Here is a 22,442-nt window from a genome sequence, read left to right as displayed (position 1 = left end):
ATCACCTGCTTCACGCGCCCCTGCTTCGCACACCCCCCGCCCAAGATTCCAGCATCCGGAAATTGCAGTCCGAATCATGGACAATTACCCTCGATCCATGAACGCACGAGACGCCGTCAAGGACGCTGACCGCAAGCACGTGTTCCACTCCTGGTCCGCGCAGGAGCTCATCGACCCGCTCGCCGTCGCCGGCGCCGAGGGGCCGTACTTCTGGGACTACGACGGGAACCGCTACCTCGACTTCTCCAGTGCCCTCGTCTACACCAACATCGGCTACCAGCACCCGAAGGTCGTCGCCGCGATCCAGGAGCAGGCGGCGAGGATGTGCACCGTGGCCCCCGGGTTCGCCGTCGACGTGCGTTCCGAGGCCGCCCGGCTGATCGCCGAGCGGACCCCCGGCGACCTCGACAAGATCTTCTTCACCAACGGCGGCGCCGAGGCCGTCGAGAACGCCGTCCGGATGGCCCGGCTGCACACCGGCCGCCCCAAGGTCCTCTCCGCGTACCGCTCGTACCACGGCGCCACCTCCACCGCGCTCAACCTCACCGGCGACCCGCGGCGCTTCGGCACCGACTCCGCCACCGCCGGCGTCGTCCACTTCTGGGGGCCGTTCCGGTACCGCTCGCCCTTCTACGCCACCACCGAGGCCGAGGAGTGCGCGCGGGCGCTGGCGCACCTGGAGGACACGATCGTCTTCGAGGGCGCGCAGTCGGTCGCCGCGGTGCTCCTGGAGCCGGTGGGCGGCGCGCCCGGCGTGCTCGTGCCGCCGGCCGGCTACCTCGCCGGCGTCCGTGAGATCTGCGACCGCCACGGCATCCTGCTCATCCTCGACGAGGTCATGGTCGGCTTCGGGCGCACCGGACGCTGGTTCGCCGCCGACCACTGGGAGGTCGTCCCGGACCTGATGACCTTCGCCAAGGGCGTCAACTCCGGGTACGTGCCGCTCGGCGGCGTCGCCATCTCGGCGGAGGTCGCCGAGACCTTCGCCCGCCGCCCCTACCCGGGCGGACTGACCTACTCCGGGCACGTCCTGGCCTGCGCCACCGCCGTCGCGACGCTCACCACCATGGCCGAGGAGGGCATCGTCGAGCAGTCCGCCCGGACCGGCGAGCAGCTCCTCGGCCCCGGGCTGCGCGCGCTCGCCGAGCGCCACCCCTCGGTCGGCGAGGTCCGGGGCCTGGGCACCTTCTGGGCCCTGGAGCTCGTACGCGACCGCGGAACCCGCGAACCGCTCGTGCCCTTCAACGCCTCGGGCGCGGACGCGGCCCCCATGGGCGCCTTCGCCGCGGCCTGCAAGAAGGGCGGCCTGTGGCCGCTGGTGGCCGGCAACCGCGTCCACGTCGCCCCGGCGTGCAACATCGGCGCCGACGACGTGGCCCGGGGGCTGGAGATCCTCGACAGCGCCCTCTCGGTCGCGGACGCGCACATGGCCTGACCTGCGCGGATGGAGGGTCGCCCAAAAAGGGGACGGCCGTCTCGGACGATCCGTCTCCTTCCTGACGGCCCGTGGGCGTGCTGCAATCCGAGGAGCACCTACGGACCGGGATGCACGTCAGTCCCGGGGCGGCCCCCTGGGGGCCGAACGGCGGGGGGCGGGCCGGCGGCACCTGCGTGCGCGGCCGCCGGACGCCGGGCGTACGGATCCATTGAGACGGACTCCGTGTTCCCGAGACCCGAAGGAAGACAGCGCATGAGCAAGCACGTCCTGGCCCAGAACCAGTACGGCAAGGCCGAGAACCGCATCGTCAAGGTCACCCGCAAGGGCAATGGGGGCACCTCCCGGACGGAGTCCGGGGGAGGATCGTGGCACGAGATCCGCGACCTCAACGTCTCGGTAGCGCTCCGCGGCGAGTTCCGCGACGTCCACCTGACCGGCGACAACACCAACTGCCTGCCGACCGACACCACCAAGAACACGGTGTACGCCTTCGGCAAGGAGCACGGCATCGAGTCGCCGGAGGCCTTCGGCATCCTCCTCGCCAAGCACTTCGTCTCCTCCCAGTCGCCGATCCGCGAGGCGCAGATCCGGATCGAGGAGTACGCCTGGGACCGGATCCCGGTCCCGACCCGCAAGGAGCAGCACTCCTTCGTCCGCAAGGGCCAGGAGGTGCGCACCGCGCAGATCACCTACAGCGAGACCACCGGCCTCCAGGTCATCTCGGGCCTGAAGGACCTGACGGTGATGAACTCGACCGACTCCGAGTTCCACGGCTACATCAAGGACGAGTACACGACGCTCCAGGAGGCGTACGACCGCATCCTGGCGACGAAGGTCACCGCCCGCTGGGCGCACTCGGCGCTGGCCGCCGACGACGCGTCGTACGACTGGGACCGCTCGTACAAGAAGGTGCGGCGGCACATGCTGGAGGCGTTCGCCGAGACGTACTCCTACTCGCTCCAGCAGACCCTGAACCAGATGGCCGAGCGGGTGCTCGACCACTGCCCGAAGGTCAACGAGGTCCGGCTGAACCTGCCCAACAAGCACCACTTCCTGGTGGACCTCGAGCCCTTCGGCCTCAAGAACGACAACGAGGTGTACTTCGCCGCCGACCGGATGTACGGCCTGATCGAGGGCACCATCCACCGCGACGGGGTGCAGCCGGTCATCGCGACCAGCGACTGGATCACGGCTTAGCCGGCGTCGTGCGGCGCCCCGAGCCGCAGGTTCCAGCGCCCCGCGCGGCCGCTCAGTTCGGTGAGCGTGTCCGGGCGGGCGTCCAGCCGCCAGAACGTCCGCGCGTCCAGCCCCAGCGCGTGCACGACCACGGCCCGTACGAAGGCCTGCTCGGCGGTATCGCGTCGCTCGTCTTCGCGTACGCGCTGGGCCGCGTCGGCCGCTTCTCGCCGCGGGCGACGGGGGCCCTGGTCGCCCTCGGCGCGTTCGTGACGATGACACCGGTCCCGTTCTTCAAGTACCCGGCCAACCCGCCGGCGGTGGGCGACCCGGAGACCGCCGCCCGGCGGACCGCGCTCTACCTGCTGATGGTCGTCCTCGGTGTGCTGCTCGCGGCCGCCGCGGGCATCGTGGGCCGCCGCCTGGCGCCGAAGTGGGGCACCTGGACGGCGGGCTGGGCCGCGGCCGGTGTGTTCGTCGTGACGATCGGGCTGGCGTACGCCTTCCTGCCGCCGATCGACGAGGTCCCGGCCGGCTTCCCGGCGACGCTGATCTGGCAGTTCCGGCTGGCCTCGCTGGCCATCCAGGCCGCCCTGTGGGCGGTTTTCGGCCTCGTCTTCGGCACTCTTGCCGAACGGCTGCTTGTCCCGGCCGCGGCCGGGCCCGAATCTGGCAGGGAGGCGGTACAGCCGACCAGCTGAGACGAGGGAATGTGCCCATGCAGGCGGCGATCTGGCAGTGGCGCGGCTGGACGGGCGCGGCCCCGTTCTGGCTGGGTGGCCTGATGCTGGTGCTGGTCCATCTGACCGCGCTGACCCTGTTCGCCCAGATCGGCGTGATCACGGCCCTGGCCGCCCTCGGCGGCCTGGTCCGGCACCTGTGGTCCGGTGACTACGGCCATCCGGCCGTCCACCTCGCCGCCGCGCTCATGGGCGCGGCGGCGGTGGCGTCCGTGGTGGTCTGAAGGTGGTCTGACGGTGGGCTGACGGTGCTCTGAAGGGGCGCACTTCGTCCCCCGCCCGGGGGCATCGACGGGCCGGGCGGGGTGGTTCTCCGGCGTGTCGGGGCACAGCTCCGGGCATGAGCGGGACGCCGTCGTGGACACGGAAGGCGCGCGCGGCACTGGCCGAGGCCATGGCCGTGGTCTGCGCCGTGCTGCTGTGCGTGTTCGGCACCGGTCCCGCGGCCGCCGGGGCCCCGGCCGAGCCGTGCCCGGCGTCGGCGCCCGCCGACCCCGGCGGCGAGGGCCAGGCCGACCCGGCCGCCGATCCCGAAGTCCGGGCGTCCGTACGGGCGCTCACCCGCGGCGTGCCGGTCCGGCGGCCGCCGGAGGCGGGCGTACCGGTGAGCCTCGCGACACCGCCGGGCGGGATCTCGTACGGGAGCCCGCTACCGGAGCGGTCCCTGCGGACGGTGCGGAGCGTGGTGCTGCGCTGCTGAGCGTTCCGAGCAGCAGCGCACTCCCCACACCCCCACCGCACCCCCGTGAGGTTCCCGCATGCCCATCGACCCCTTCACCGCCCTGAACGCCATGCTCCGCGCGGAGGTGGTCCGGATCGCACCCGCGCCCAAGCCCGCACCCGCACCCGCACCCGAGGCGCCGGTGCCGGCCGGGGAGGGCGAGCCCGACCCCGACACGTACGAGGACCGGCCGGTGGCCGCCGAGGCGGTGAGCCGCTCCAGGTAGCCCGGCGACCCGCGTCCCCGCGTCCGGCCACGGGGCGCGGGGACCGGCGTACGCGCGACGGCCCGCGGCCGCCGTCAGTCGTCGGTCGTCAGTCGTCGTGGACGTGGAACCAGTAGAACGCCGGCACCCCGACGAGCACGGCGCCGAACAGGGCGACGCCGGTGGAGCGGAGCACGGAGTCCCCGGTCAGGCTGTAGAGGTACCCCAGCGCGATGCCGGTGAACGCGCCGTACATCGTGGCGCGCAGCTCGGGCATCAGCGCGGGGCCGACGCGGGCCATCACGGCCAGGCACGCCGCGAAGATCACGCCGCACAGGATCCCGTAGAAGACGTTCGCCGCGTCGACCGGACCCATCTGGCGCTGCATGAACGCCGCGTAGACGCCGTAGACGAGGCCCGCGAGCAGGTGACGCGCCAGCATCTCCCGGGTCTCGCGGGGCCGGGGCGCCGCGTGCCGCCGGGTGGCGGTGGGTGTGGGTACCGCGTGTGCCATGGCAGGGCTCCTTCTCTCCCCCACCGTCCAGGGCACACCCGCCGCCCGGGGGCGGCAAGTGGATCACCCGTGCGGCGTACCGGTGCGCCGTACCGGTCAGGCGGTGGCGCGCACCGCCACCGCGTCCATCTCGAAGAGCATCCCCGGCAGCGCGAGCGCGGCGACGCCGATCAGGGTCTGGGCGGGCAGTTCGGTGCCCCAGGTGGCGTGCAGGTGCTTCAGGAGGATCTCCAGCTTCCGCTGGTCGTGTCCGACGATGTACGTCCCGACGCGGACGACGTCGCCGGGGCCGAGGCCGGCCGCCGCGAGCGCGGTGCGCAGGTTGGCGAAGGTCTGCGCGACCTGCGCCTCGAAGTCGTCGGAGACGACGTGGCCGCTCTCGTCGGAGCCGTACTGGCCGGCGATGAACACCTGCTCGCCGGGGGCGGAGACGATGTGGCTGTAGCCGAAGCCGGTGGGGTCGTGGAGGCCGGCCGGGTTGGTGATGCTGCGGGTCATGTCCAGGCTCCTTGGGTCGTCCGTGCCTACGTGCGTACGTGCGTACGTGCGTGGTGTGGTCAGTGCGGGGTGGTGGTCAGTGCGCGGCGAGCCAGTCGCGCAGCCGCTGGGGGGCCTGGGGGGCCTGCCGTTCGGCCTGCTGACGGATCTCGTCGAGGTGCTGCGCCGCGAGCTCGCGGCGCCAGGCCAGTTCGGCCCGGGTCATGGCGTGCGCGATGGCGCAGTCGGCGGAGAAGGCGGAGGGCGGGCCGCCGCCGGGTCCCTGCTGACGGATCTCCGCGCAGCGGAAGGCCTCCTCGGGCCCCTCGACGGCGGCGACCACGTCCATGAGCGTGATGCGGTCCAGCGGGCGGGCGAGGCGGAAGCCGCCGCGCGGTCCGGGCGTGGAGGTCACGATGCCCGCCCGGGCCAGCGCCTGGAGCTGCTTGTTCAGGTAGGCCGCGGGGAGTTCGTGCCAGGCGGCCAGGCGCGCGGCCGAGACCGCCCGGTCGGGGCCGGCCCAGGCCAGGTTGACGCAGCTGTGCAGCGCCCACTCGACGCCCTCGCTCATCTTCATAATCTGGATGTTAGATATCCAGATTAGAAGAGGCAAGCGGCCGGGGCGGGGATGGGCCGAACCGGCGACACGGCGCCGACACGGCACCCGGGCGCAGCAGCAGGGCTCGCGCCGCCCGCCCGCGCGACCTTCCCTGGTGACGTGCGCACCTTCCTGTCGGCGGTACTCGTCGCGCTCGTGGCCCTCCTGGTGCCCGCGAGCGCCGTCGCGTACTGGGCCGACCGGGAGGTGGCCGACGCCGACCGCTACACCGCCGCCATGGCCCCGCTCGCCGACGACCCGGCCGTACAGAACCTCGTCGTCACCCGGGCGACGCGCGCCATCGCCGCGCAGATCGACGCGGGCCCCTTCCAGGGCGGGGTGGAGGCGCTCCTGGGCGAGGCCATGCGCTCCTTCACCGGCACCGAGGCCTACCGCAGCGCCTGGGAGGCCGCCAACCGGGCCGCGCACGCCGCGTTCACGCAGGCGCTCGCCCACGGCGACGGGGACGCCGTCACCATCGACCTCGCGCCGGTGGTGGCCCAGGTCAAGGGGGAACTGGTCGCGGAGGGGGTGCCGTTCGCCGACCGCATCCCCGAGACGCACGTGACGGTGACGGTCATGGAGTACCGCAACCTGGGGGCGCTCCGGAAGGGTTTCCGCATGCTCCAGATCGCCGGCATCTGGCTGCCCGTGCTGACCGTGCTGCTCGCCGTCGGCGCGGTCGCCGTCGCCGTCCGCCGTCGCCGGGCCGTGGTCGCGACCGGACTCGGGATCGCGCTGGGCGCCGTCCTGCTGTCGATCGCGGTGGCCGTCGGCCGCCACCTCACCCTCGACGACCTGCCCGCCGACATCGACCGGGCGGCCGCCGAGGCGGTCTACGACGCGCTGACCGCGTTCCTGCGGACCACCGTCTGGGTGGTGCTGGCCATCGGTCTCGCCGTGGCGCTGGCCGCCTGGCTGACGGGGCGGCTGCGCCGTACCCCATAAGCTGACAACTCAGAAGAATCCGATTCGCGAGCGGCGGCACGGAAGCGGCGATGAGCACCGAACAGATACCGTCCGGGCGGACCCGGCCGAACCGGCTGGCGCCGCCCGCGTGGCTGCTGAGGGGTCTGCGGCCGGCCTCCGCGCCGATCCCGTGGGCCGCGGCGGCGCGGGCCGGTGTCGCCCTGGCCGCCCCGCTCGCGGCCGGCTTCGCGCTGGACGAGCCGGAGTACGGCGCCCTCGTCTCGATGGGCGCCCTGTCCGGCGTCATCGGGGACACCGCCGACGCCTACCGGATGCGGATCCTGAACATCGCCGTCCCCCAGGTGTTCGGCGCCGTCGGGGTGGCCCTGGGCACCCTCGTGTACGGGCACGGCTGGGTGGCGGTCGGGGCGCTCACCCTCGTCGCACTGGTCTCCGGGATGATCTCCTCGATCGGCACGGTCGCCTCCGTCTCCGGGCTGCTGCTCCTGCTCTACGCCGTGATCGGGGCCGGGCTCCCGCTGCCGCAGCCCTGGTGGACGGCGCCCCTGCTGCTCACCGCCGGCGGGCTGTTCGTGCTCGCGCTGACGCTGCTGGGCTGGCCGCTGCGCGGGCGGCAGCCGGAGCGGTCGGCGGTCGCGGCGACCTACCACCGGCTGGCCGAGCTGCTGGAGGCGGCGGGCGGGCCGGCGTACGAGGAGCGCCGGCAGGCCCTCACCCACGCCCTCGACCAGGCCTACGACCTCGTGCTCGGGCGGCGGGCCCGGGTGCACGGCGGCAGCCCCGCGCTGGTGCGGATGCTGGCGCAGCTCAACGTCGTCATCCCGCTGGTGGAGGCCGCACCGGCGGTGCACCTGCGCGGGCGCCCGCTGTCGCCGCGGATCCCGGCGGCGGTACGGGAACTGGCGGCCGCCGTCGAGGAGGGGCGCCCCGGACCCGCCGCGCTGGACCTGCCCGCGCCGCACACCCCCGCCGAGCGGGCCCTGGACGCGGCGCTGCGGCACGCGGCGCGGATCGTGCACCTGGCCGACCCCGACGTGGACAACGTCGACGACCGGCTCGGCCGCCCGGCGGCCCTGGGGGTCCGGGTGCGCCGCACCGTGCGCGACGTGATGTTCTCCTCGGCCTCCTGGCGGTACGGACTGCGGCTGGCGGTGTGCATCGGCCTGGCCCAGTCGCTGGTGTCCCTGGTGGAGCTGGAGCGTTCGTACTGGGTGCCGCTGACCGTCACCTTCGTCCTGAAGCCCGACTTCGGGTCGGTCTTCTCCCGGGCCGTGCTGCGGGCCGTGGGCACGGCCGGCGGGCTGGTCATCGCGGCGGCGGTGCTGGCGGAGGTGCCGCGCGGCTGGTGGGACGTCCCGGTGATGTTGTTCCTGGGGGCGCTGATCCCGGTGTTCTCGGCGAAGGGGTACGCCCTCCAGACGGCGGCCATCACCCCCGTGATCCTGCTGCTCTCGGACCAGCTCAACCACCAGGGCTTCGACCTGATCCGGCCGCGGCTGCTGGACAGCTTCATCGGCTGCGCGATCACCCTGATCGCCGGCTATCTGCTGTGGCCGGAGAGCTGGCGGACCCGGATCGGCGACCGGCTGGCCGACTGCGTCGACGACGCGGCGCGGTACGTGGAGCGGGCCTTCGCCCCCGTGGCCGGCCCGGAGGCCCTCGCCGCGGCCCGGCAGGCCCGGCTCCAGGACCGCCGGCGCATCTACCGCGAGCTGTCTGGCGTCCGCAACGAGTTCCAGCGCGCCCTGACCGAGCCGCCGCCGACCGGTGCGCGGGCGGCCGCCTGGTGGCCGCTGGTGGTCGCCGTCGAGCGGATCGTGGACGCCACCACGGCCGCCCGGGTCCGGGTCAACCACGGCGCGGCCGCGCCCGCGGCGGAGGAGGCCGACGAGATCGTCCGGCAGCTGCGGGAACTGGCGGACGGGGTACGCGGCAGCCGGATCCCGGGTCCGGAGCCCGCCCCCGGGCCGGGGGAGGACGACACCGGGGTGCTCTGCCCGGTCCGCCAGGAGGTCGCGGCCGCCCGCGCGATCGTCCGCCCGCACCCGGAGCAGCCGCCGGCCGCGCCGCGGAAGGGGCCCGGGTCCCCGAGCGGCACGCTCGGCCGCTGACCTGCCGGGTTCCCGGAAGAGCCGCCCGGTCCCGGGCCGGGGGCGGCGGTGTCCCCCGTTCGGGCCCGGTCTCGGGCCGGGACCGGCTCCGCGAGGGAGCATCGGAGCATGCGGCACCTCTTCGCTCCCCCGGCCCGCGGTCTGCCCGTCCTGGCCCTCGCGCTGGCTGCCGCGGCCGTGACCGGGTGCGCCGATGTGACGGGGCTGCGGACCGAGGGCGATCTCGGCGAGGCCCACGAGCCGCTGGCCCTGTGGAAGGACGTCCGTCCCGCCCCGCCCGCGCCCGGGCAGAAGCCGGGCCGGCCGGCCGTGGTGCCGGGCGTCCCCGCCGTACCGGGCGGGACCATGCGCGGCGTGGACGCGCTGGCCGTCGTCCGCGCGGACATCCTCGCCGACGCCGCGAAGGACGGCGGCACCGGGCAGCTGGTGGACCCGCGGGCGGCGCAGCGGCTGGCCCGGTGCACCTCGGCCGCCGACGGCGGCCCCGACTGCCCGGTGCGGCCACCGGTCCTGCACGACCTGACCGGCGACGGCAAGGACGAGCTGATCAGTGCCGTGGACATCGACGGCCGGCTGAGCGAGCTCCGCGTCTACACCGTCGACGACGGCGCGGTCACCCGTGTGCTGTCCCACCGCGCGGTACTGGAGGGCGTGGAGGTGGCCGCCGGGCACCTCGCGGTGCGCGAGCCGACCTCCAACCCGAAGCTCGTCTCGATCTCCGACTACGAGTGGGACCCGGCCGCCGGGAGCATGAACCTGTCCCAGCTGACGCTCGACGAATGCCCCACCGTCCAGGAGCCCGCCACGCGCTGCCCGCCGAGCGGGATCTGAGAAGCGGGGGCGGGCGGCCGTGCGGGTGACGAGCAGTCTGCGCTGGAAGATCGCGCTGACCACCACCGCCGTGTGCTGCGCGGTCGCCGCCGTGCTCGGGGTCCTGGTGCACAACGAGGTCGCCGAGGAGATCGTGGGACAGGTCCGCAAGGACGCGTCGCGCGACCTGGAGCACGCCGTCGCCCACTACACCTACGGCACCACCCACGGGGACGTGAACAGCGCCGTCGACCCGCCCGGCCTGCCCGAAGCGCTGCGCCGCCTCGTCGCGCGCGGCGAGACCGGCAGCATGGTCGGCGAGCGGACCGGCAAGCCCGTCATGTGGGCCGCCGGGCCCGCCGACGGCAAGGCGCTGGCCGTCTGGCTGCCGTACGGGGCCACCCGTGACCGGCTGCGCGAGGTGGACACCGCGATCCTCGCCTCCGCCGCCCTCGCGGCCGGCGTGGTGGCGCTGGCCGGCCTGTTCCTGGCCGGCCGGATCAGCCGGCGGCTGACGACCACGGCCGCCGTGGCCCGCCGGATCAGCGCGGGGGACCTGGACGCGCGGGTGGGATACCCGGCGGCGGGCCCCGAGGAGCGGTTCCGTTTACACGACGAGGTACGGGACGTGGCCGTCGCCCTGGACTCGATGGCCGCCTCGCTCCAGGAACGGCTGGAGGCCGAGAAGCGGTTCACGGCGGACGTCGCGCACGACCTGCGCACCCCGCTGGCGGGCTCGCTCGCGGCGGCGTCCCTGCTGCCCGAGGGCCGCCCCAAGGAAATGATCAACGACCGGCTGAAGGCCCTGCACCGGCTCACCGAGGACCTGCTGGAGATCTCCCGCCTGGACGCGGGCGCGGAGCGGGCCGACCTGACCGAGGTGGAACTCGGGCGGGCGGTACGGCGCATCGTCGCCGCGACCGGGCTGCCGGTGTCCGTGACCGTGGCCCGGGACGCCGTGGTCCTCACCGACCGGCGCCGGCTGGACCGGATCCTGGCCAACCTGCTGGTCAACGCCGACAAGCACGGCGGTCCGCCGGTCGAGGTGAGTGTGGACGGCCCGGTCGTGGTGGTGCGCGACCACGGTCCCGGCTACCCGCCCGGCCTGATCGAGCGCGGCCCGCAGCGCTTCCGCACCGGGGACCCCGGGCGCGGCCGGGGCCACGGTCTGGGCCTGACGATCGTGGCGGGCCAGGCGGCCGTACTCAAGATCGGTCTGCGTTTCGCCAACGCGCCGGGCGGCGGCGCGGTGACCACGCTCCACCTGCCCGGCGAGCTGCCGCCGGCGGGCAGTTGACGCACCGAGGGTCGTGTTTCACGTGAAACACGACCCTCGGATCACTGCACTCCGTACCGGGACATGACGTTACATACCGGCAAGTACCGGATCAGACGCCGATGTTGCGGCCGTCCTTGCGCCACACGGACACGACCGAGGGGCGGACGATCTTGCCGGGGCCGTCGGGCCACACCGAGGCGGGCTTCTCGACGGAGGCGCCGTCGATCTCGCCCGGGTGCTGGACGGCGACCAGGACGCGCTTGTCCTGGATGATCGGGCCGCAGGTCTCGGCGCCGCGCGGCACCGTCAGGAACTGCTTGAGCTCACCACGGCGCTCACCGGCCGTCGCGACGCCGAACAGCCCGTCGTGGGAGCCGAGCTGGTTGCCGTCGGTGGAGATCCACAGGTTGCCGTGCGGGTCGAAGGCCACGTTGTCCGGGCAGGAGATCGGGCTGACCTTGTCCTTCGGGAAGCCCGCGAAGTAGGTGGCCGGGTCGTTCGGGTCACCGGCGACCAGGAAGAGCCGCCAGGCGAAGCCGTCGCCGGCCGGGTCGTCGAAGTTCTCGGCGAGCTCGAGGATCTGGCCGTGCTTGTTCAGGTTGCGCGGGTTGGCCTCGGTGGCACCCTCCGCCTTGCCGGGCTTGCCGCGGTCGGTGTTGTTCGTCAGCGCGACGTAGACCCGGCCGGTGCGCGGGGAGGGCTCGACGTCCTCGGGACGGTCCATCTTGGTGGCGCCCACCTTGTCGGCGGCCTGGCGCGTGAAGACGTACACCTCCTCGGCGGTCATGCCCTCGACGTGCGAGACGTTGCCGGTGGCCAGCTTGATCCAGACGCCCGAGCCGTCGAACTCGCCGTCGGTGGGGTACTTGCCGGTGCCGTCGATCTCGGCGGCCGGGCTGTCACCGGTGAGCTTGGCGACGTAGAGGGTGCCCTCGTCGAGCAGCGTGAGGTTGTGCTCCTTGGCCGCGCGCGAGTTGCCCTTCATCATCCGCTTCGAGGAAACGAACTTGTAGAAGTAGTCGAAGCGCTCGTCGTCGCCCATGTAGACGACCGGACGGCCGTCCTCGGTCAGGCGCGGCTGGGCGGCCTCGTGCTTGAAGCGGCCGAGCGCGGTGCGCTTGCGCGGGACGGAGTTCGGGTCGTACGGGTCGAGCTCGACGACCCAGCCGAAGCGGTGCGACTCGTTGGGCTCCTGCGCCACGTCGAAGCGCTTGTCGAAACGCTCCCACTTGCGCTCGGTCTCGCCCGAGGTCACGCCGTAGCGCTTCAGACGGGCGGCGGCGACCGGGTCGGTGACCTTGCCGGCGTTGGCGAAGTACTGGTTGAAGTTCTCCTCGCCGTGGAGGGTGGTGCCCCACGGGGTGGTGCCACCGGCGCAGTTGTTCAGCGTGCCGAACACCTTGGTGCCGGTCGGGTCCACGGAGGTCTTCAGGAGCTCGCCGCCGGCGGCCGGGCCGGTCATACGGAACTCGCTCTTGGTGTGCAGGCGCCGGTTGAGCTGGTGGCGGTTGACGGCCGTCAGCTTGCCGCTGCGGTGGTCCTCCTGGACGACGACCACGGACAGGCCGTGCGCGGCCCAGGCGATCTCGACCTGCTCGCGGGTCGGGTTGGCCGGGTCGTAGCCCTTGAACATCAGCACTTCGTCCGTGTACTCGTGGTTGGCCACGAGCAGCTGCTGGCGCTCGTAGTCGCCACCGAGCGGGAGCAGGCTGAGGAAGTCGTTGTTGTAGCCGAACTGACCGGCCTGGGCGGCGGCGGTCTGCTTGTCGGGGTGGAAGCCCGGCGCACCCTTGACGATCGGGTCGCCCCAGCGGATGAGCACGTTCTGCTCGTGGCCCTCGGGGATGGTGACCTTGTCGTCGGTGTTCGGCGCGACCGGCTTGAAGCGCAGGCCACGGGCACCGTCGCCGCGGGCGCCCGCGCCCGCGAACCTCGCGTCGGCGGCCGGGGTGGCGTTGGCGGTGGGGGCCTGGCCACCGAGGGCCACAGCGGTACCGGCGGCGGAAGCGACCGTCACGACGGCGGCGGCGCGCATCATCGAGCGGCGGGAGTAGGCGCGGGCTATGACGTCACCGGCGTACTCGTTGTCGCTGGTGTTCGGCACCTCGTGGAAGCAGGCGTCGCCACAGCGGTAGCGGCAGGTGAGGGCGGAACGGCCGCCCCCATGCGGGTTGCCGATGAGCGGCAGAAGCTTGCGCACGGGTGTCCTCCGGGTCTGTACGCGCGCCGACAGCGTGTCGGTACGAATCCAGCCGCGACGGTAGGGGGGTGGGGCGCCCGTGCGGCGGCGAGTGGATGAACGATCGGTGAACCCGGCACGACCAGGCGGGAGTTCACCCGAGCGGCGGTGGTGGACGCCACGAAGGCCGCCCCTGCCAAACTTCATCGCGCGTGGCCGATAACCTTACGTGTCCACTCTGGGCAGGGATCTTCCGCGCAGCACGGACAAATGACTCACGCATCTCATTGCGAAAGGCCTCGCTCATGGGTATTCGGAGCTTGTTGCGCAAGGTGTTCGGCCGCTCCTCGGAGCCGGTTCCGGAGCCCACGACCACGTCCGCCTCGGCCGAGACCGCGACATCGGCGTCGCTGCCGACCCAGGGGGACCGCACCCCGCTCGACGTCGCGGCCGAATTGGTGGCGGCGTCGTTCGACAATCCGACGGTGCCGCCCCAGTCCGCCCCGCGGGACCACCGCGCGCCGGTCCTGACGGGCGCCCCGTCCCCCACCCCCACCCCCACCCCGGACCCCACGGTCCCGGAGGCCCGCTCGGAAGCCACCCCCGCTGCCGCACCGGCGGCGCAGGACACCGAGGCCGAGGCCCCCACGGCCGAGCCCACCGAGGCCCAGGCCCCCGCCGCCCCCGCGGCCGAGGCCACCGAGGTCCAGGCCCCCGCCGAGGAGCCGAAGGCCGACGTCGAGGCGGTCGCCGCCGCGCCGCAGGCGCAGGACACCCCGGCCGAGACGCCCGCCGACGCACCGGCGCAGGCGCCGGAGCCCGCCACCGCGGTGGCGGCCGAGGCCGCCGAGCCCGCCCCCGCACCGGAGGTCCCGGCGCAGGACACGGCCGAGCCGGCCGCACCTCAGCAGACCGAGGTCCCGGTCGTCCCGGCGGAGCCGGTGGCGCAGGACACCGAGGAGCCCCAGGCCGAGGCCGCCGAGACCGCCACCGCTCCGGAGATGCCGGCGCAGGACGCCCCGGTCGAGGCCGCCGCCGAGGCGCAGGCGCAGGACACCGAGGTCCAGGCCCCCGCCGGGGAGCCGGTCGCCCAGGAGACCGAGGAGCCGGCCCCCGCCGCCGAGCCGCAGGCCGACGGCGCGGAGACGGCCGCCGCACCGGCGGCCGAGGCCCCGGCGGCCGCTCCGCAGGAGCCCGCCGCGCCGCAGGCGCAGGACGCCCCGGCCGAGACGCCCGCCGACGCACCGGCGCAGGCCCCGGAGCCCGCCGCCACGGCGGACGAGGTCGCCCCCGCGCCGCAGGCGCAGGACACCGCGGCCGAGGTCACCGAGCCCGCCCCCGCGCCGCAGGCGCAGGACACCGCGGCCGAGGTCACCGAGCCCGCCCCCGCACCGGAGGTGCCGGCGCAGGACACGGCCGGGCCCGAGGCCGTGGCGGCCACGGCGGAGCCGGTGGCCCCGGACGCCGAGGAGCAGCCGCAGGCCGAGGCCGGCGTCGACGCGGTCGCCGCAGAGGCCGAGGTCGGGCCCGGTGTCGGGCTGGCGGACGTCAGGCGGCGGGCCGGTGGGGTCCTCGCCGCGTACAAGGCCGCCGGCCAGGTGCTGCGGGCCAAGGGGCAGGCCGGCGCGCGGGCCCGCGTGTACCTCGTCCTGGACCGGTCCGGGTCGATGCGGCCGTTCTACAAGGACGGCAGCGCCCAGTACCTCGCCGACCACACCCTCGCCCTCGCCGCCCACCTGGACGACGCCGCCACCGTGCACACCGTGTTCTTCTCCACGGAGGTGGACGGCACGGCCGACCTGACCCTCGACGCCCACGACGGCGCCTGGGTCGAGGCCCGCCACGCCGAGCTCGGCCGCATGGGCCGTACGAGCTACCACGTGGCCGTCGAGGCCGTACTGGAGCACTACCGCAAGGGCGGCGGCACCGGACCCGCCCTGGTCGTCTTCCAGACGGACGGCGCGCCCGACAACCGTCAGCCCGCCCGCCAGGCGATCGCCGACGCCGCCACCACCGCGCCGGACGTCCACTGGCAGTTCGTCGCGTTCGGCGACCACGACAACAAGGCCTTCGACTTCCTGCGCAAGCTGGACGCCGACAACGCCGGCTTCTTCCACGCCGGCCCGGCCCCCGCCGAGCTGACCCCGGCCGCCCTGCTCAAGGGGCTCCTCCAGAGCCGCTGACGTACGGAGAGCCACCACACGAAGGGCCCGGGATCCAGTGGATCCCGGGCCCTTCGTCACGTACGGCCGGCGTCGGTCACCGCGCCGCGTCCGGGTGGACGGCCTCCGCGATCGGCTTGGCGTCGGCCGGCTTGGCCTCGGCCTTCGTCTCCACCGGCTTGCGCAGCGCGATGTTCAGCTCGCGCAGACGGGCCTCCTCCAGCACCGTCGGCGCGCCCATCATCAGGTCCTGCGCGTTGCCGTTCAGCGGGAACGCGATCGTCTCGCGGATGTTCGGCTCGTCGGCCAGCAGCATCACGATGCGGTCGACACCCGGGGCGATACCACCGTGCGGCGGGGCGCCGAGGCGGAACGCGCGCAGCATGCCGGCGAACTCGCGCTCGACGGTCTCCGCCTCGTAACCGGCGATCTCGAAGGCCTTCAGCATGACCTCGGGCTCGTGGTTGCGGATGGCGCCGGAGGACAGCTCGATGCCGTTGCAGACGATGTCGTACTGCCACGCCAGGATGTCCAGCGGGTCCTTCTCCTCCAGGTCCTTCATGCCGCCCTGCGGCATGGAGAACGGGTTGTGGGAGAAGTCGATCCGGCCGGTCTCCTCGTCCTTCTCGTACATCGGGAAGTCGACGATCCAGCAGAACCGGAAGACGTTCTCCTCGAAGTGGCCGGCACGCTTGGCGGCCTCGACCCGGACCGGGCCCATGATCTTGGAGACCTCGTCGAACTCGCCCGCGCCGAAGAACACCGCGTGGCCCGCGACCAGGCCCAGGCGCTCGGTGAGGACCTTGACGTTCTCCTCGGTGAGGAACTTCGCGATCGGGCCGGTCAGCGTGCCGTCCTCGCCCACGCGCACCCAGGCCAGGCCCTTCGCGCCGAGCGAGACGGCGAAGTCGCCGAGACCGTCGAAGAACTTGCGCGGCTGCGCGGCGGTGTCCGGCACGGCCAGCGCACGCACGTGCTTGCCGGCGAACGCCTTGAACTCCGAGCCCTCGAAGACGTCGGTGATGTCGACGAGCTCCAGCTTGGCGCGCAGGTCGGGCTTGTCGTTGCCGTACTTGAGCATCGACTCGCGGAACGGGATCCGCGGGAACGGCGAGGTGACCTCGCGGCCGCCGCCGAACTCGGTGAAGAGCTCGGTCATCAGCTTCTCGATCGGCTGGAAGACGTCCTCCTGCTCGACGAACGACATCTCGACGTCGAGCTGGTAGAACTCGCCCGGCGAGCGGTCGGCGCGGGCGTCCTCGTCGCGGAAGCAGGGCGCGATCTGGAAGTACCGGTCGAAGCCGGAGATCATCAGCAGCTGCTTGAACTGCTGCGGCGCCTGCGGCAGCGCGTAGAACTTGCCCGGGTTCAGGCGGGAGGGCACCACGAAGTCGCGCGCGCCCTCGGGGGAGGTCGCGGTGAGGATCGGGGTCGCCATCTCGTTGAAGCCGAGGGCCACCATCTTCGAGCGGATGGAGGCGATGACCGCCGAGCGCAGCATGATGTTGCGGTGCATGCGCTCGCGGCGCAGGTCGAGGAAGCGGTACTCCAGGCGGCGCTCCTCGTTCACACCGTCGTCGGTGTTGATCGTGAAGGGCAGCGGGGCGGCCGCGCCGAGCACCTCGACCTCGGCGGCCTCGATCTCGATCTCGCCGGTGGGCAGCTCGGGGTTGATGTTCTCGGCGCCGCGCGAGACGACCTTGCCGTCGACCCGGATCACCGTCTCCTTGGAGAGCTTGTCCAGGGCCTCGGCGGCCGCGGTGCCGGGACGGGCGACGAGCTGCGTGATGCCGTAGTGGTCGCGCAGATCGATGAAGAGGATGCCGCCCAGGTCTCGACGATTGTGCAGCCAGCCGCTCAGCCGGACGTCGGTGCCGACGTCAGAGGCGCGGAGCTCGCCGCAGGAGTGGGACCTGTACCGATGCATCATTCATCCAGTTCTTCGCGATAGCAGGTGGAATTCAGCCTCCCCAAGGTTACCGTCCGCTCCGGCCCGGGCACGGCCCCCGCCCCGGCCCCCGCCCCGGCCCGCAGGAGGGGCGGCGCCGCACCGCGACCTGTAAAGATGGCCTCGTGCGCACCGAGGACGTCCTGGCCGCGATCGCGACGGGCCTGTGGCGATGGGACAACGCCTCCGGGACGGTCACCCTCGACGGCGAGGCCGCCCGGCTGCTCGGCCTGCCCGCGGAACCGGTCGTCCTGCCCGAGGTGGCCGTGCGGTCCCGTTTCCACCCGGTGGACTGGAACGAGATCAACGGCATCGTGAACCTCGCCGTCGTCGAGGGCACCCTCGCCGAGGCCCGGCTGCGGATCATGGACGAGGACGGGCGCGTCCTGCGCACCGTACGCACCCGCTCCAAGCCGGTGGAGAACCGCGCCACCGACGGCCGCGTCGACTACGAGCTCATCGGCACCCTCCAGGAGATCGCCGAGCCCCAGCCCGGCACCACCGCCGCCCACACCCCCATCACCGGCGACTGGCGGCGCTCGCGCGAGGCGTTCCTGCTGGACGCCGGCCGCGCGCTGGCCGAGGCCCGGTCCACCGCCGAGGTGCTGCGGGTGGCGGCGTCCCTGTCGATGCCCGGGTTCAGCCCGGACGGCCTGGCGGTCTTCGGGGTCGAGGGCGAGCGGCTGTCGGTCATCGGGCACCACGGGCACAGCCCCGGCGACGAGGCCCCCTTCACGGAGATGCGGCTGGACACCGCCTACCCGGCCGCCGAGGTGGTCCGCACCGGCCGGGCGGTCTACCTGCCCACCCCCGAGGACTACAAGCGCCGCTTCCCCGCCACCTGGGCTCTCGCCCAGCGCTTCGACCGGGCCTCCTGGGCCTTCGTGCCGCTGATCGTCGCCGGCCGCACCATGGGCGCCTGGATGGCCGCGTTCAAGCACCCCGTGTCCTTCTCGCCCGACGAGCGGTCGGTGCTGACGACGGTGGCCCGGATGCTGGCCCAGGCCCTCCAGCGGGCCGGGGTGGCCGAGTCCGAGCGGGAGCTCACCACGGGCCTGCAGCGCTCGATGATGCCCACGCTCGGCCCCGAGATCCCCGGCATGCAGATCGCGGCGCGCTACGTGCCCACCGGCGGCGGCCTCCAGGTCGGCGGCGACTGGTACGACATGATCCCGCTGCCCTCGGGACGGTTCGCCCTGGTCATCGGGGACGTGCAGGGGCACGACGTACGGGCCGCCGGGCTGATGGGACAGCTGCGGATCGCCGTACGGGCGTACGCCTCCGAGGGCCACCGCCCGGACGCGGTGCTCTCGCGCGCCTCCCGCTTCCTGGCCGGCCTGCACGCGAACGACCGCGGTACGGACGCCACGGGCGTCCCCGCCGAGCCGTACGACGACGCCGACTTCCACAGCCCCCGCTTCGCGACCTGCCTGTACGTCGAGTGCGACCCGGAGACCGGCGTGCTGGAGGTGGCCCGGGCCGGCCATCCCGACCCGGTGGTCCGGATGACCGACGGCACCGTGCTGATGCGGCCCACGGCGGGCGGGCTGCCGCTGGGCATCATCCCGGACACCGACTACCCGACCACCCGGTTCACCCTGGAGCCCGGCGAGACGATGATGCTGTGCACCGACGGGCTCATCGAGACCGGCGGGCACGACCTGGACACCGGCTGGGCGCGGCTGCGGGCGATCCTCGAGTCCGACCTGCACGACGGCGACGGCGACGGCGACGGCGGGGTGCCGGCCCCGGGCCACCTGGAACGGCTGGCGGACCTGCTGGTGCAGGCCGTCCACGGGCCGTCCTCGCACCACACCACCGGTCCGCTCGCCGACCGCCGCGAGGACGACATAGCCGTGGTCCTGCTGTGCCGCGAGGGTCCGGGCTGCGGCTGCGGCGCGCCGGTGGCCCACCGCGCCCGTCCGGCCCGCCGGACCGTCCTGACGGTGGCGCAGGCCGAGCCGGAGCGCATCGCGGGCGCCCGCCGCCAGATCCGCGAGCTGCTGCACGACTGGGCCGACGCCGAGCAGGTGGACTCGGCGGTGCTGATGGTCTCCGAGATGGTCACCAACGTGCTGATGCACACCGACGGCGACGCGGCCCTGGTCGCGGAGGCCGTGGGCGAGCTCGGGGCGCGCCGGCTGCGCGTGGAGGTCGCGGACGGCAGCGACGAGCTGCCGCACAAACGCCACCCGGGCGAGATGGCCTCCAGCGGGCGCGGGGTGCTGCTGCTGGAGATGCTCGCGGACACGTGGGGCGTGGACCCGCGGGGCGAGGGCAAGTCGATCTGGTTCGAACTGCACGAGCAGTCCAAGGCCGAAGCCGACGCGGGCCCCGCCTGAGCGGACCGCCGCCACAGCCCCGCGTGCCCCGCCCCCACCGTGGTTGGATGACGGCGTGCTGAGCTCCCTCCTCCCCGCGCCCGTCCGCCGGCTCGCCGCCTGGTGCATCGTGTTCCTGCTGGTCACCGGCGTGGCCGCGGTACTGGTCTGGCTGATCATCGTCTTCAAGACCGCCGTGACACCGGTCCTGCTGGCCCTGCTGGGCACGGCGCTGCTCGGGCCCCTGCACCAGCGGCTGGTCCGCATGGGGCTGCACCGCTCGCTGTCCGCCGCGCTGACGTCCCTGGTGATCGTCGCGGTCATGGGCGGTGCGACGTACATCGTGGTGGCGGCGCTCATCGACACCGGCGACCAGATCCTCCTCAGCCTGCGCCGGGTCGGACAGGACCTCGCCACGCACTTCGGGGCGGCGGGCACCTCGCTGGAGGACCTGGCCAAGAACGCCAAGGGGCTGCTGTCACGGTTCGGCAGTACGGCCGCCTCCGGCGTGATCACCGGCCTCAGCGTGGTCGGCGAGATGATCGCGACCGCCGTCCTCGCACTGCTGCTGATCTTCTTCTTCCTGCGCGACTCCCACCGGGCGGCCGACACCCTGCGCTCGCTCGCGCCGCGCGAGACCGGGGACATGCTGGAGGCGATGGGCCGGCGCGCCTACGAGGCCGTCGAGGGCTTCATGCGCGGCACCACCTTCATCGCGCTCATCGACGCCATCGCCATCACCGCCGGTCTGCTGGTCCTCCAGGTGCCGGGCGCGGTGGGCCTGGGCGCGCTGGTGTTCGTCGGCGCGTACATCCCCTACCTCGGCGCCGTGATCTCCGGCGCGGTCGCCGTCCTGGTCGCGTTCGCCGACCGGGGCTGGGTGATCGGCCTGTGGGCGCTGGGCGTCGTCCTGGCCGTCCAGGTGCTGGAGGGCCACGTGCTCCAGCCGATGATCCAGAGCCGTACGGTCCAGATGCACCCGGCCGTGGTGATGCTGGCGATCACGGCGGGCGCGAGCGTCGCCGGAATCCTGGGCATGCTCCTGGCGGTGCCCCTGACGGCGGCGGCGTTCGGCGTGATCTCGGAACTCCGCTCCCGCTACGCGGCCGACCCCGCCCCCGGACCCGTGGGTCCCGCGTAGCCCCGCCGGCGAGGTGTCCGGAAGGCGCCCGCTACCGACCCGGAACCTGCCCCACCCCGTCCGCCCCCCGGTCGACGATGGCGACGGAGGTGACAGGGGTCCCGGCCTTCCCCCAGGCATGGGCGCCGTGACTCCAGCTCATCCGCACGCCACATCACCGGTTCGCCCGGCTCGCGCCACGCCACGCCCTGGTACCACTCGGGCATCGCGACCCCTTGCAGCACGGCGGCGGCCTCGGTCCCGTTCCAGCCCTGGGGGCCGATCCGTTCGAATCCCCGCCGCTCGATACGCACCCACGTATCCCGCTCTGTCCGGCCACCCAGGGAACGGCGCTTGCGTACCAGCGCCTGCCGATCCCATCGCACGTGCAGCGCCCCTTCCACACGCTCCAGCACGTCTTCGACCGGCTGACGGCGCAGGTCCACTCGGGCAGCGACAGGCAGGGAAACAGCCATGTTGACCTCCTCGGCGAGCGGACGACCGTAGCAGGAGGCCCTCCTCCAGTGGAGCCTGGACGGGCCCCGTCCCTACCCAGACCGGACCCGTCCGCATGTGGCTCCGGTGAGGCCTACAGGCCGCCCTCGGTCATGCCGTGTACGGCCGGGATCGTGCCCAGGCGGCCCTTCTGGAAGTCCTCGAAGGCCTGCTGGAGTTCGGCCTGGCTGTTCATGACGAACGGGCCGTAGTGGGCCATCGGCTCGCGGATCGGCCGGCCGCCGAGGAGGACGACCTCCAGCTCCGGGGTGTGGCCGTCCTGCTTCTCGTCCGCGCGGACGGTGAGCGAGGAGCCGCTGCCGAAGACGGCGGTCTGGCCCAGGTGGACCGGGCGGCGCTCGGCACCCACCGAGCCCTTGCCGGCGAGTACGTACGCCAGGCCGTTGAAGTCCTCCCGCCACGGCAGGGTGATCTCCGCGCCCGGGGCCAGCGTCGCGTGGATCATCGTGATCGGCGTGTGCGTGATGCCGGGACCGGCGTGGCCGTCCAGCTCACCGGCGATCACCCGGAGCAGCGCGCCGCCGTCGGGGGACGTCAGCAGCTGGACGTTGCCGCCGCGGATGTCCTGGTAGCGCGGCGCCATCATCTTGTCCTTGGCCGGCAGGTTCACCCACAGCTGGAGGCCGTGGAAGAGACCGCCGGACATGACCAGGTGCTCCGGCGGGGCCTCGATGTGCAGGAGGCCCGAGCCCGCGGTCATCCACTGGGTGTCGCCGTTGGTGATGGTGCCGCCACCGCCGTTGGAGTCCTGGTGGTCGAAGATCCCGTCGATGATGTACGTGACGGTCTCGAAGCCGCGGTGCGGGTGCCACGGCGTGCCCTTGGGCTCGCCCGGCGCGTACTCCACCTCACCCATCTGGTCCATCATGATGAACGGGTCCAGGTACTGGTAGTTGATCCCCGCGAACGCCCGGCGCACGGGGAAACCCTCGCCCTCGAAGCCGCTCGGCGCGTTCGTCACGGCCAGTACCGGGCGGGCCACGGCGTCGGCCGGGGCGGTCACACGCGGCAGGCTCAGCGGGTTCTCAACAGTCACTGCAGGCATGGTGGGCCTCCTTCTGCGTCGAGTTTAGTTGAAACTCGAACTTTCTGCCACCCGCAGCAACCATGGCCGTCCCGCCGGCATTCCCGGTCCCGGACAACCCGCGGCCGCGCCATGGCGTCTACCCGAGGAGAACGAGCGCACCGCCGCACACC

At 73.3% G+C, this 22,442-nt stretch carries 19 protein-coding genes and 2 pseudogenes; 13 read left to right on the top strand and 8 right to left on the bottom strand.

Features of this window, described 5'->3' with window-relative positions; all coding sequences use genetic code 11:
• Positions 1-97 precede the first annotated feature (97 nt).
• Both ACIPXB_RS05940 and pucL read left to right on the top strand, forming a co-directional pair.
• Positions 98-1,435 carry an aspartate aminotransferase family protein gene (locus ACIPXB_RS05940; RefSeq protein ID WP_401445048.1) on the top strand — a complete coding sequence of 446 codons (1,338 nt, stop codon included), beginning with the start codon at positions 98-100 and terminating at the stop codon, positions 1,433-1,435.
• Between the two features lie 255 nt (positions 1,436-1,690).
• Positions 1,691-2,635, top strand: a complete 945-nt coding sequence (gene pucL / locus ACIPXB_RS05935; protein WP_401445046.1) for a factor-independent urate hydroxylase — start codon at positions 1,691-1,693, stop codon at positions 2,633-2,635.
• On the opposite strand, the gene ACIPXB_RS05930 is transcribed toward pucL, so the two are convergent.
• Positions 2,632-2,766: a hypothetical protein gene (locus tag ACIPXB_RS05930; RefSeq protein WP_401445044.1), complete on the bottom strand. Its 135-nt coding sequence runs from the start codon at positions 2,764-2,766 to the stop codon at positions 2,632-2,634. The two genes, pucL and ACIPXB_RS05930, sit on opposite strands and share 4 nt — an antisense overlap.
• A gap of 18 nt (positions 2,767-2,784) precedes the next feature.
• Between ACIPXB_RS05930 and ACIPXB_RS05925 the strand changes: the two are divergent.
• From ACIPXB_RS05925 to ACIPXB_RS05910, 4 genes and pseudogenes are all read left to right on the top strand, one after another.
• Positions 2,785-3,315, top strand: a pseudogene (locus ACIPXB_RS05925) (CbtA family protein); the annotation flags it as partial.
• Between the two features lie 17 nt (positions 3,316-3,332).
• The gene (locus ACIPXB_RS05920; protein ID WP_401445041.1) at positions 3,333-3,578 is read left to right on the top strand and encodes a hypothetical protein; all 246 of its coding nucleotides are present in this window, start codon (positions 3,333-3,335) and stop codon (positions 3,576-3,578) included.
• Between the two features lie 116 nt (positions 3,579-3,694).
• Positions 3,695-4,054, top strand: coding sequence for a hypothetical protein (locus tag ACIPXB_RS05915; protein ID WP_401445039.1), 360 nt, complete (start codon positions 3,695-3,697; stop codon positions 4,052-4,054).
• 58 nt (positions 4,055-4,112) lie between these two features.
• On the top strand, positions 4,113-4,301 hold the full coding sequence (locus ACIPXB_RS05910; RefSeq protein WP_401445036.1) for a hypothetical protein: 189 nt from the start codon (positions 4,113-4,115) through the stop codon (positions 4,299-4,301).
• Positions 4,302-4,389: 88 nt separating this feature from the next.
• Here the strand turns inward: ACIPXB_RS05910 and ACIPXB_RS05905 are convergent, their stop codons facing one another.
• The 3 genes from ACIPXB_RS05905 to ACIPXB_RS05895 all read right to left on the bottom strand — a co-directional run bounded on the left by ACIPXB_RS05905 (position 4,390) and on the right by ACIPXB_RS05895 (position 5,842).
• The gene (locus ACIPXB_RS05905; RefSeq protein ID WP_401445034.1) at positions 4,390-4,794 is read right to left on the bottom strand and encodes a hypothetical protein; all 405 of its coding nucleotides are present in this window, start codon (positions 4,792-4,794) and stop codon (positions 4,390-4,392) included.
• A gap of 96 nt (positions 4,795-4,890) precedes the next feature.
• Complete coding sequence (locus tag ACIPXB_RS05900) at positions 4,891-5,292, bottom strand: RidA family protein (protein ID WP_401445031.1); 402 nt, start codon at positions 5,290-5,292, stop codon at positions 4,891-4,893.
• A gap of 76 nt (positions 5,293-5,368) precedes the next feature.
• Positions 5,369-5,842 (bottom strand): RrF2 family transcriptional regulator, encoded by a 474-nt coding sequence (locus tag ACIPXB_RS05895; protein WP_401445829.1) that lies wholly within the window; start codon positions 5,840-5,842, stop codon positions 5,369-5,371.
• Between the two features lie 147 nt (positions 5,843-5,989).
• Here ACIPXB_RS05895 and ACIPXB_RS05890 point away from each other — a divergent pair, with 147 nt between their 5' ends.
• The 4 genes from ACIPXB_RS05890 (at position 5,990) to ACIPXB_RS05875 (ending at position 11,017) form a co-directional block, all read left to right on the top strand.
• A complete protein-coding gene (locus tag ACIPXB_RS05890) occupies positions 5,990-6,817 on the top strand; it encodes a hypothetical protein (RefSeq protein ID WP_401445029.1) in 828 nt (275 codons plus the stop codon).
• A gap of 50 nt (positions 6,818-6,867) precedes the next feature.
• Entirely contained in the window at positions 6,868-8,910 is a 2,043-nt protein-coding gene (locus ACIPXB_RS05885; RefSeq protein ID WP_401445027.1) for an FUSC family protein, read from the top strand.
• 108 nt (positions 8,911-9,018) lie between these two features.
• Complete coding sequence (locus ACIPXB_RS05880; RefSeq protein ID WP_401445026.1) at positions 9,019-9,741, top strand: hypothetical protein; 723 nt, start codon at positions 9,019-9,021, stop codon at positions 9,739-9,741.
• Positions 9,742-9,766: 25 nt separating this feature from the next.
• Positions 9,767-11,017 carry a sensor histidine kinase gene (locus ACIPXB_RS05875; protein ID WP_401445023.1) on the top strand — a complete coding sequence of 417 codons (1,251 nt, stop codon included), beginning with the start codon at positions 9,767-9,769 and terminating at the stop codon, positions 11,015-11,017.
• A 91-nt stretch (positions 11,018-11,108) separates the two neighbouring features.
• On the opposite strand, the gene ACIPXB_RS05870 is transcribed toward ACIPXB_RS05875, so the two are convergent.
• On the bottom strand, positions 11,109-13,199 hold the full coding sequence (locus ACIPXB_RS05870; RefSeq protein WP_401445021.1) for a PhoX family protein: 2,091 nt from the start codon (positions 13,197-13,199) through the stop codon (positions 11,109-11,111).
• Between the two features lie 284 nt (positions 13,200-13,483).
• Between ACIPXB_RS05870 and ACIPXB_RS05865 the strand changes: the two genes are divergently transcribed.
• Positions 13,484-15,361 (top strand): VWA domain-containing protein, encoded by a 1,878-nt coding sequence (locus tag ACIPXB_RS05865; RefSeq protein ID WP_401445019.1) that lies wholly within the window; start codon positions 13,484-13,486, stop codon positions 15,359-15,361.
• Between the two features lie 76 nt (positions 15,362-15,437).
• Here ACIPXB_RS05865 and aspS read toward each other — a convergent pair whose 3' ends face one another.
• Positions 15,438-17,267, bottom strand: a complete 1,830-nt coding sequence (gene aspS / locus ACIPXB_RS05860; RefSeq protein WP_401445017.1) for an aspartate--tRNA ligase — start codon at positions 17,265-17,267, stop codon at positions 15,438-15,440.
• 146 nt (positions 17,268-17,413) lie between these two features.
• Between aspS and ACIPXB_RS05855 the strand changes: the two genes are divergently transcribed.
• Complete coding sequence (locus ACIPXB_RS05855; protein WP_401445015.1) at positions 17,414-19,630, top strand: SpoIIE family protein phosphatase; 2,217 nt, start codon at positions 17,414-17,416, stop codon at positions 19,628-19,630.
• A 58-nt stretch (positions 19,631-19,688) separates the two neighbouring features.
• Entirely contained in the window at positions 19,689-20,750 is a 1,062-nt protein-coding gene (locus ACIPXB_RS05850; protein WP_401445827.1) for an AI-2E family transporter, read from the top strand.
• A 131-nt stretch (positions 20,751-20,881) separates the two neighbouring features.
• On the opposite strand, the pseudogene ACIPXB_RS05845 reads toward ACIPXB_RS05850, so the two are convergent.
• Together ACIPXB_RS05845 and ACIPXB_RS05840 are read right to left on the bottom strand one after the other, a co-directional pair.
• A pseudogene (locus tag ACIPXB_RS05845) lies at positions 20,882-21,205 on the bottom strand (hypothetical protein); the annotation flags it as partial.
• Positions 21,206-21,318: 113 nt separating this feature from the next.
• The gene (locus tag ACIPXB_RS05840) at positions 21,319-22,290 is read right to left on the bottom strand and encodes a pirin family protein (protein WP_401445013.1); all 972 of its coding nucleotides are present in this window, start codon (positions 22,288-22,290) and stop codon (positions 21,319-21,321) included.
• Positions 22,291-22,442: the final 152 nt, after the last annotated feature.

The sequence above is a fragment of the Streptomyces sp. NPDC090022 genome, assembly GCF_044748145.1.
Classification (GTDB): domain Bacteria; phylum Actinomycetota; class Actinomycetes; order Streptomycetales; family Streptomycetaceae; genus Streptomyces.
The sequence above is the reverse complement of the archived record's forward strand: the minus strand, read 5'-3'. Positions and strand labels throughout refer to the sequence as shown.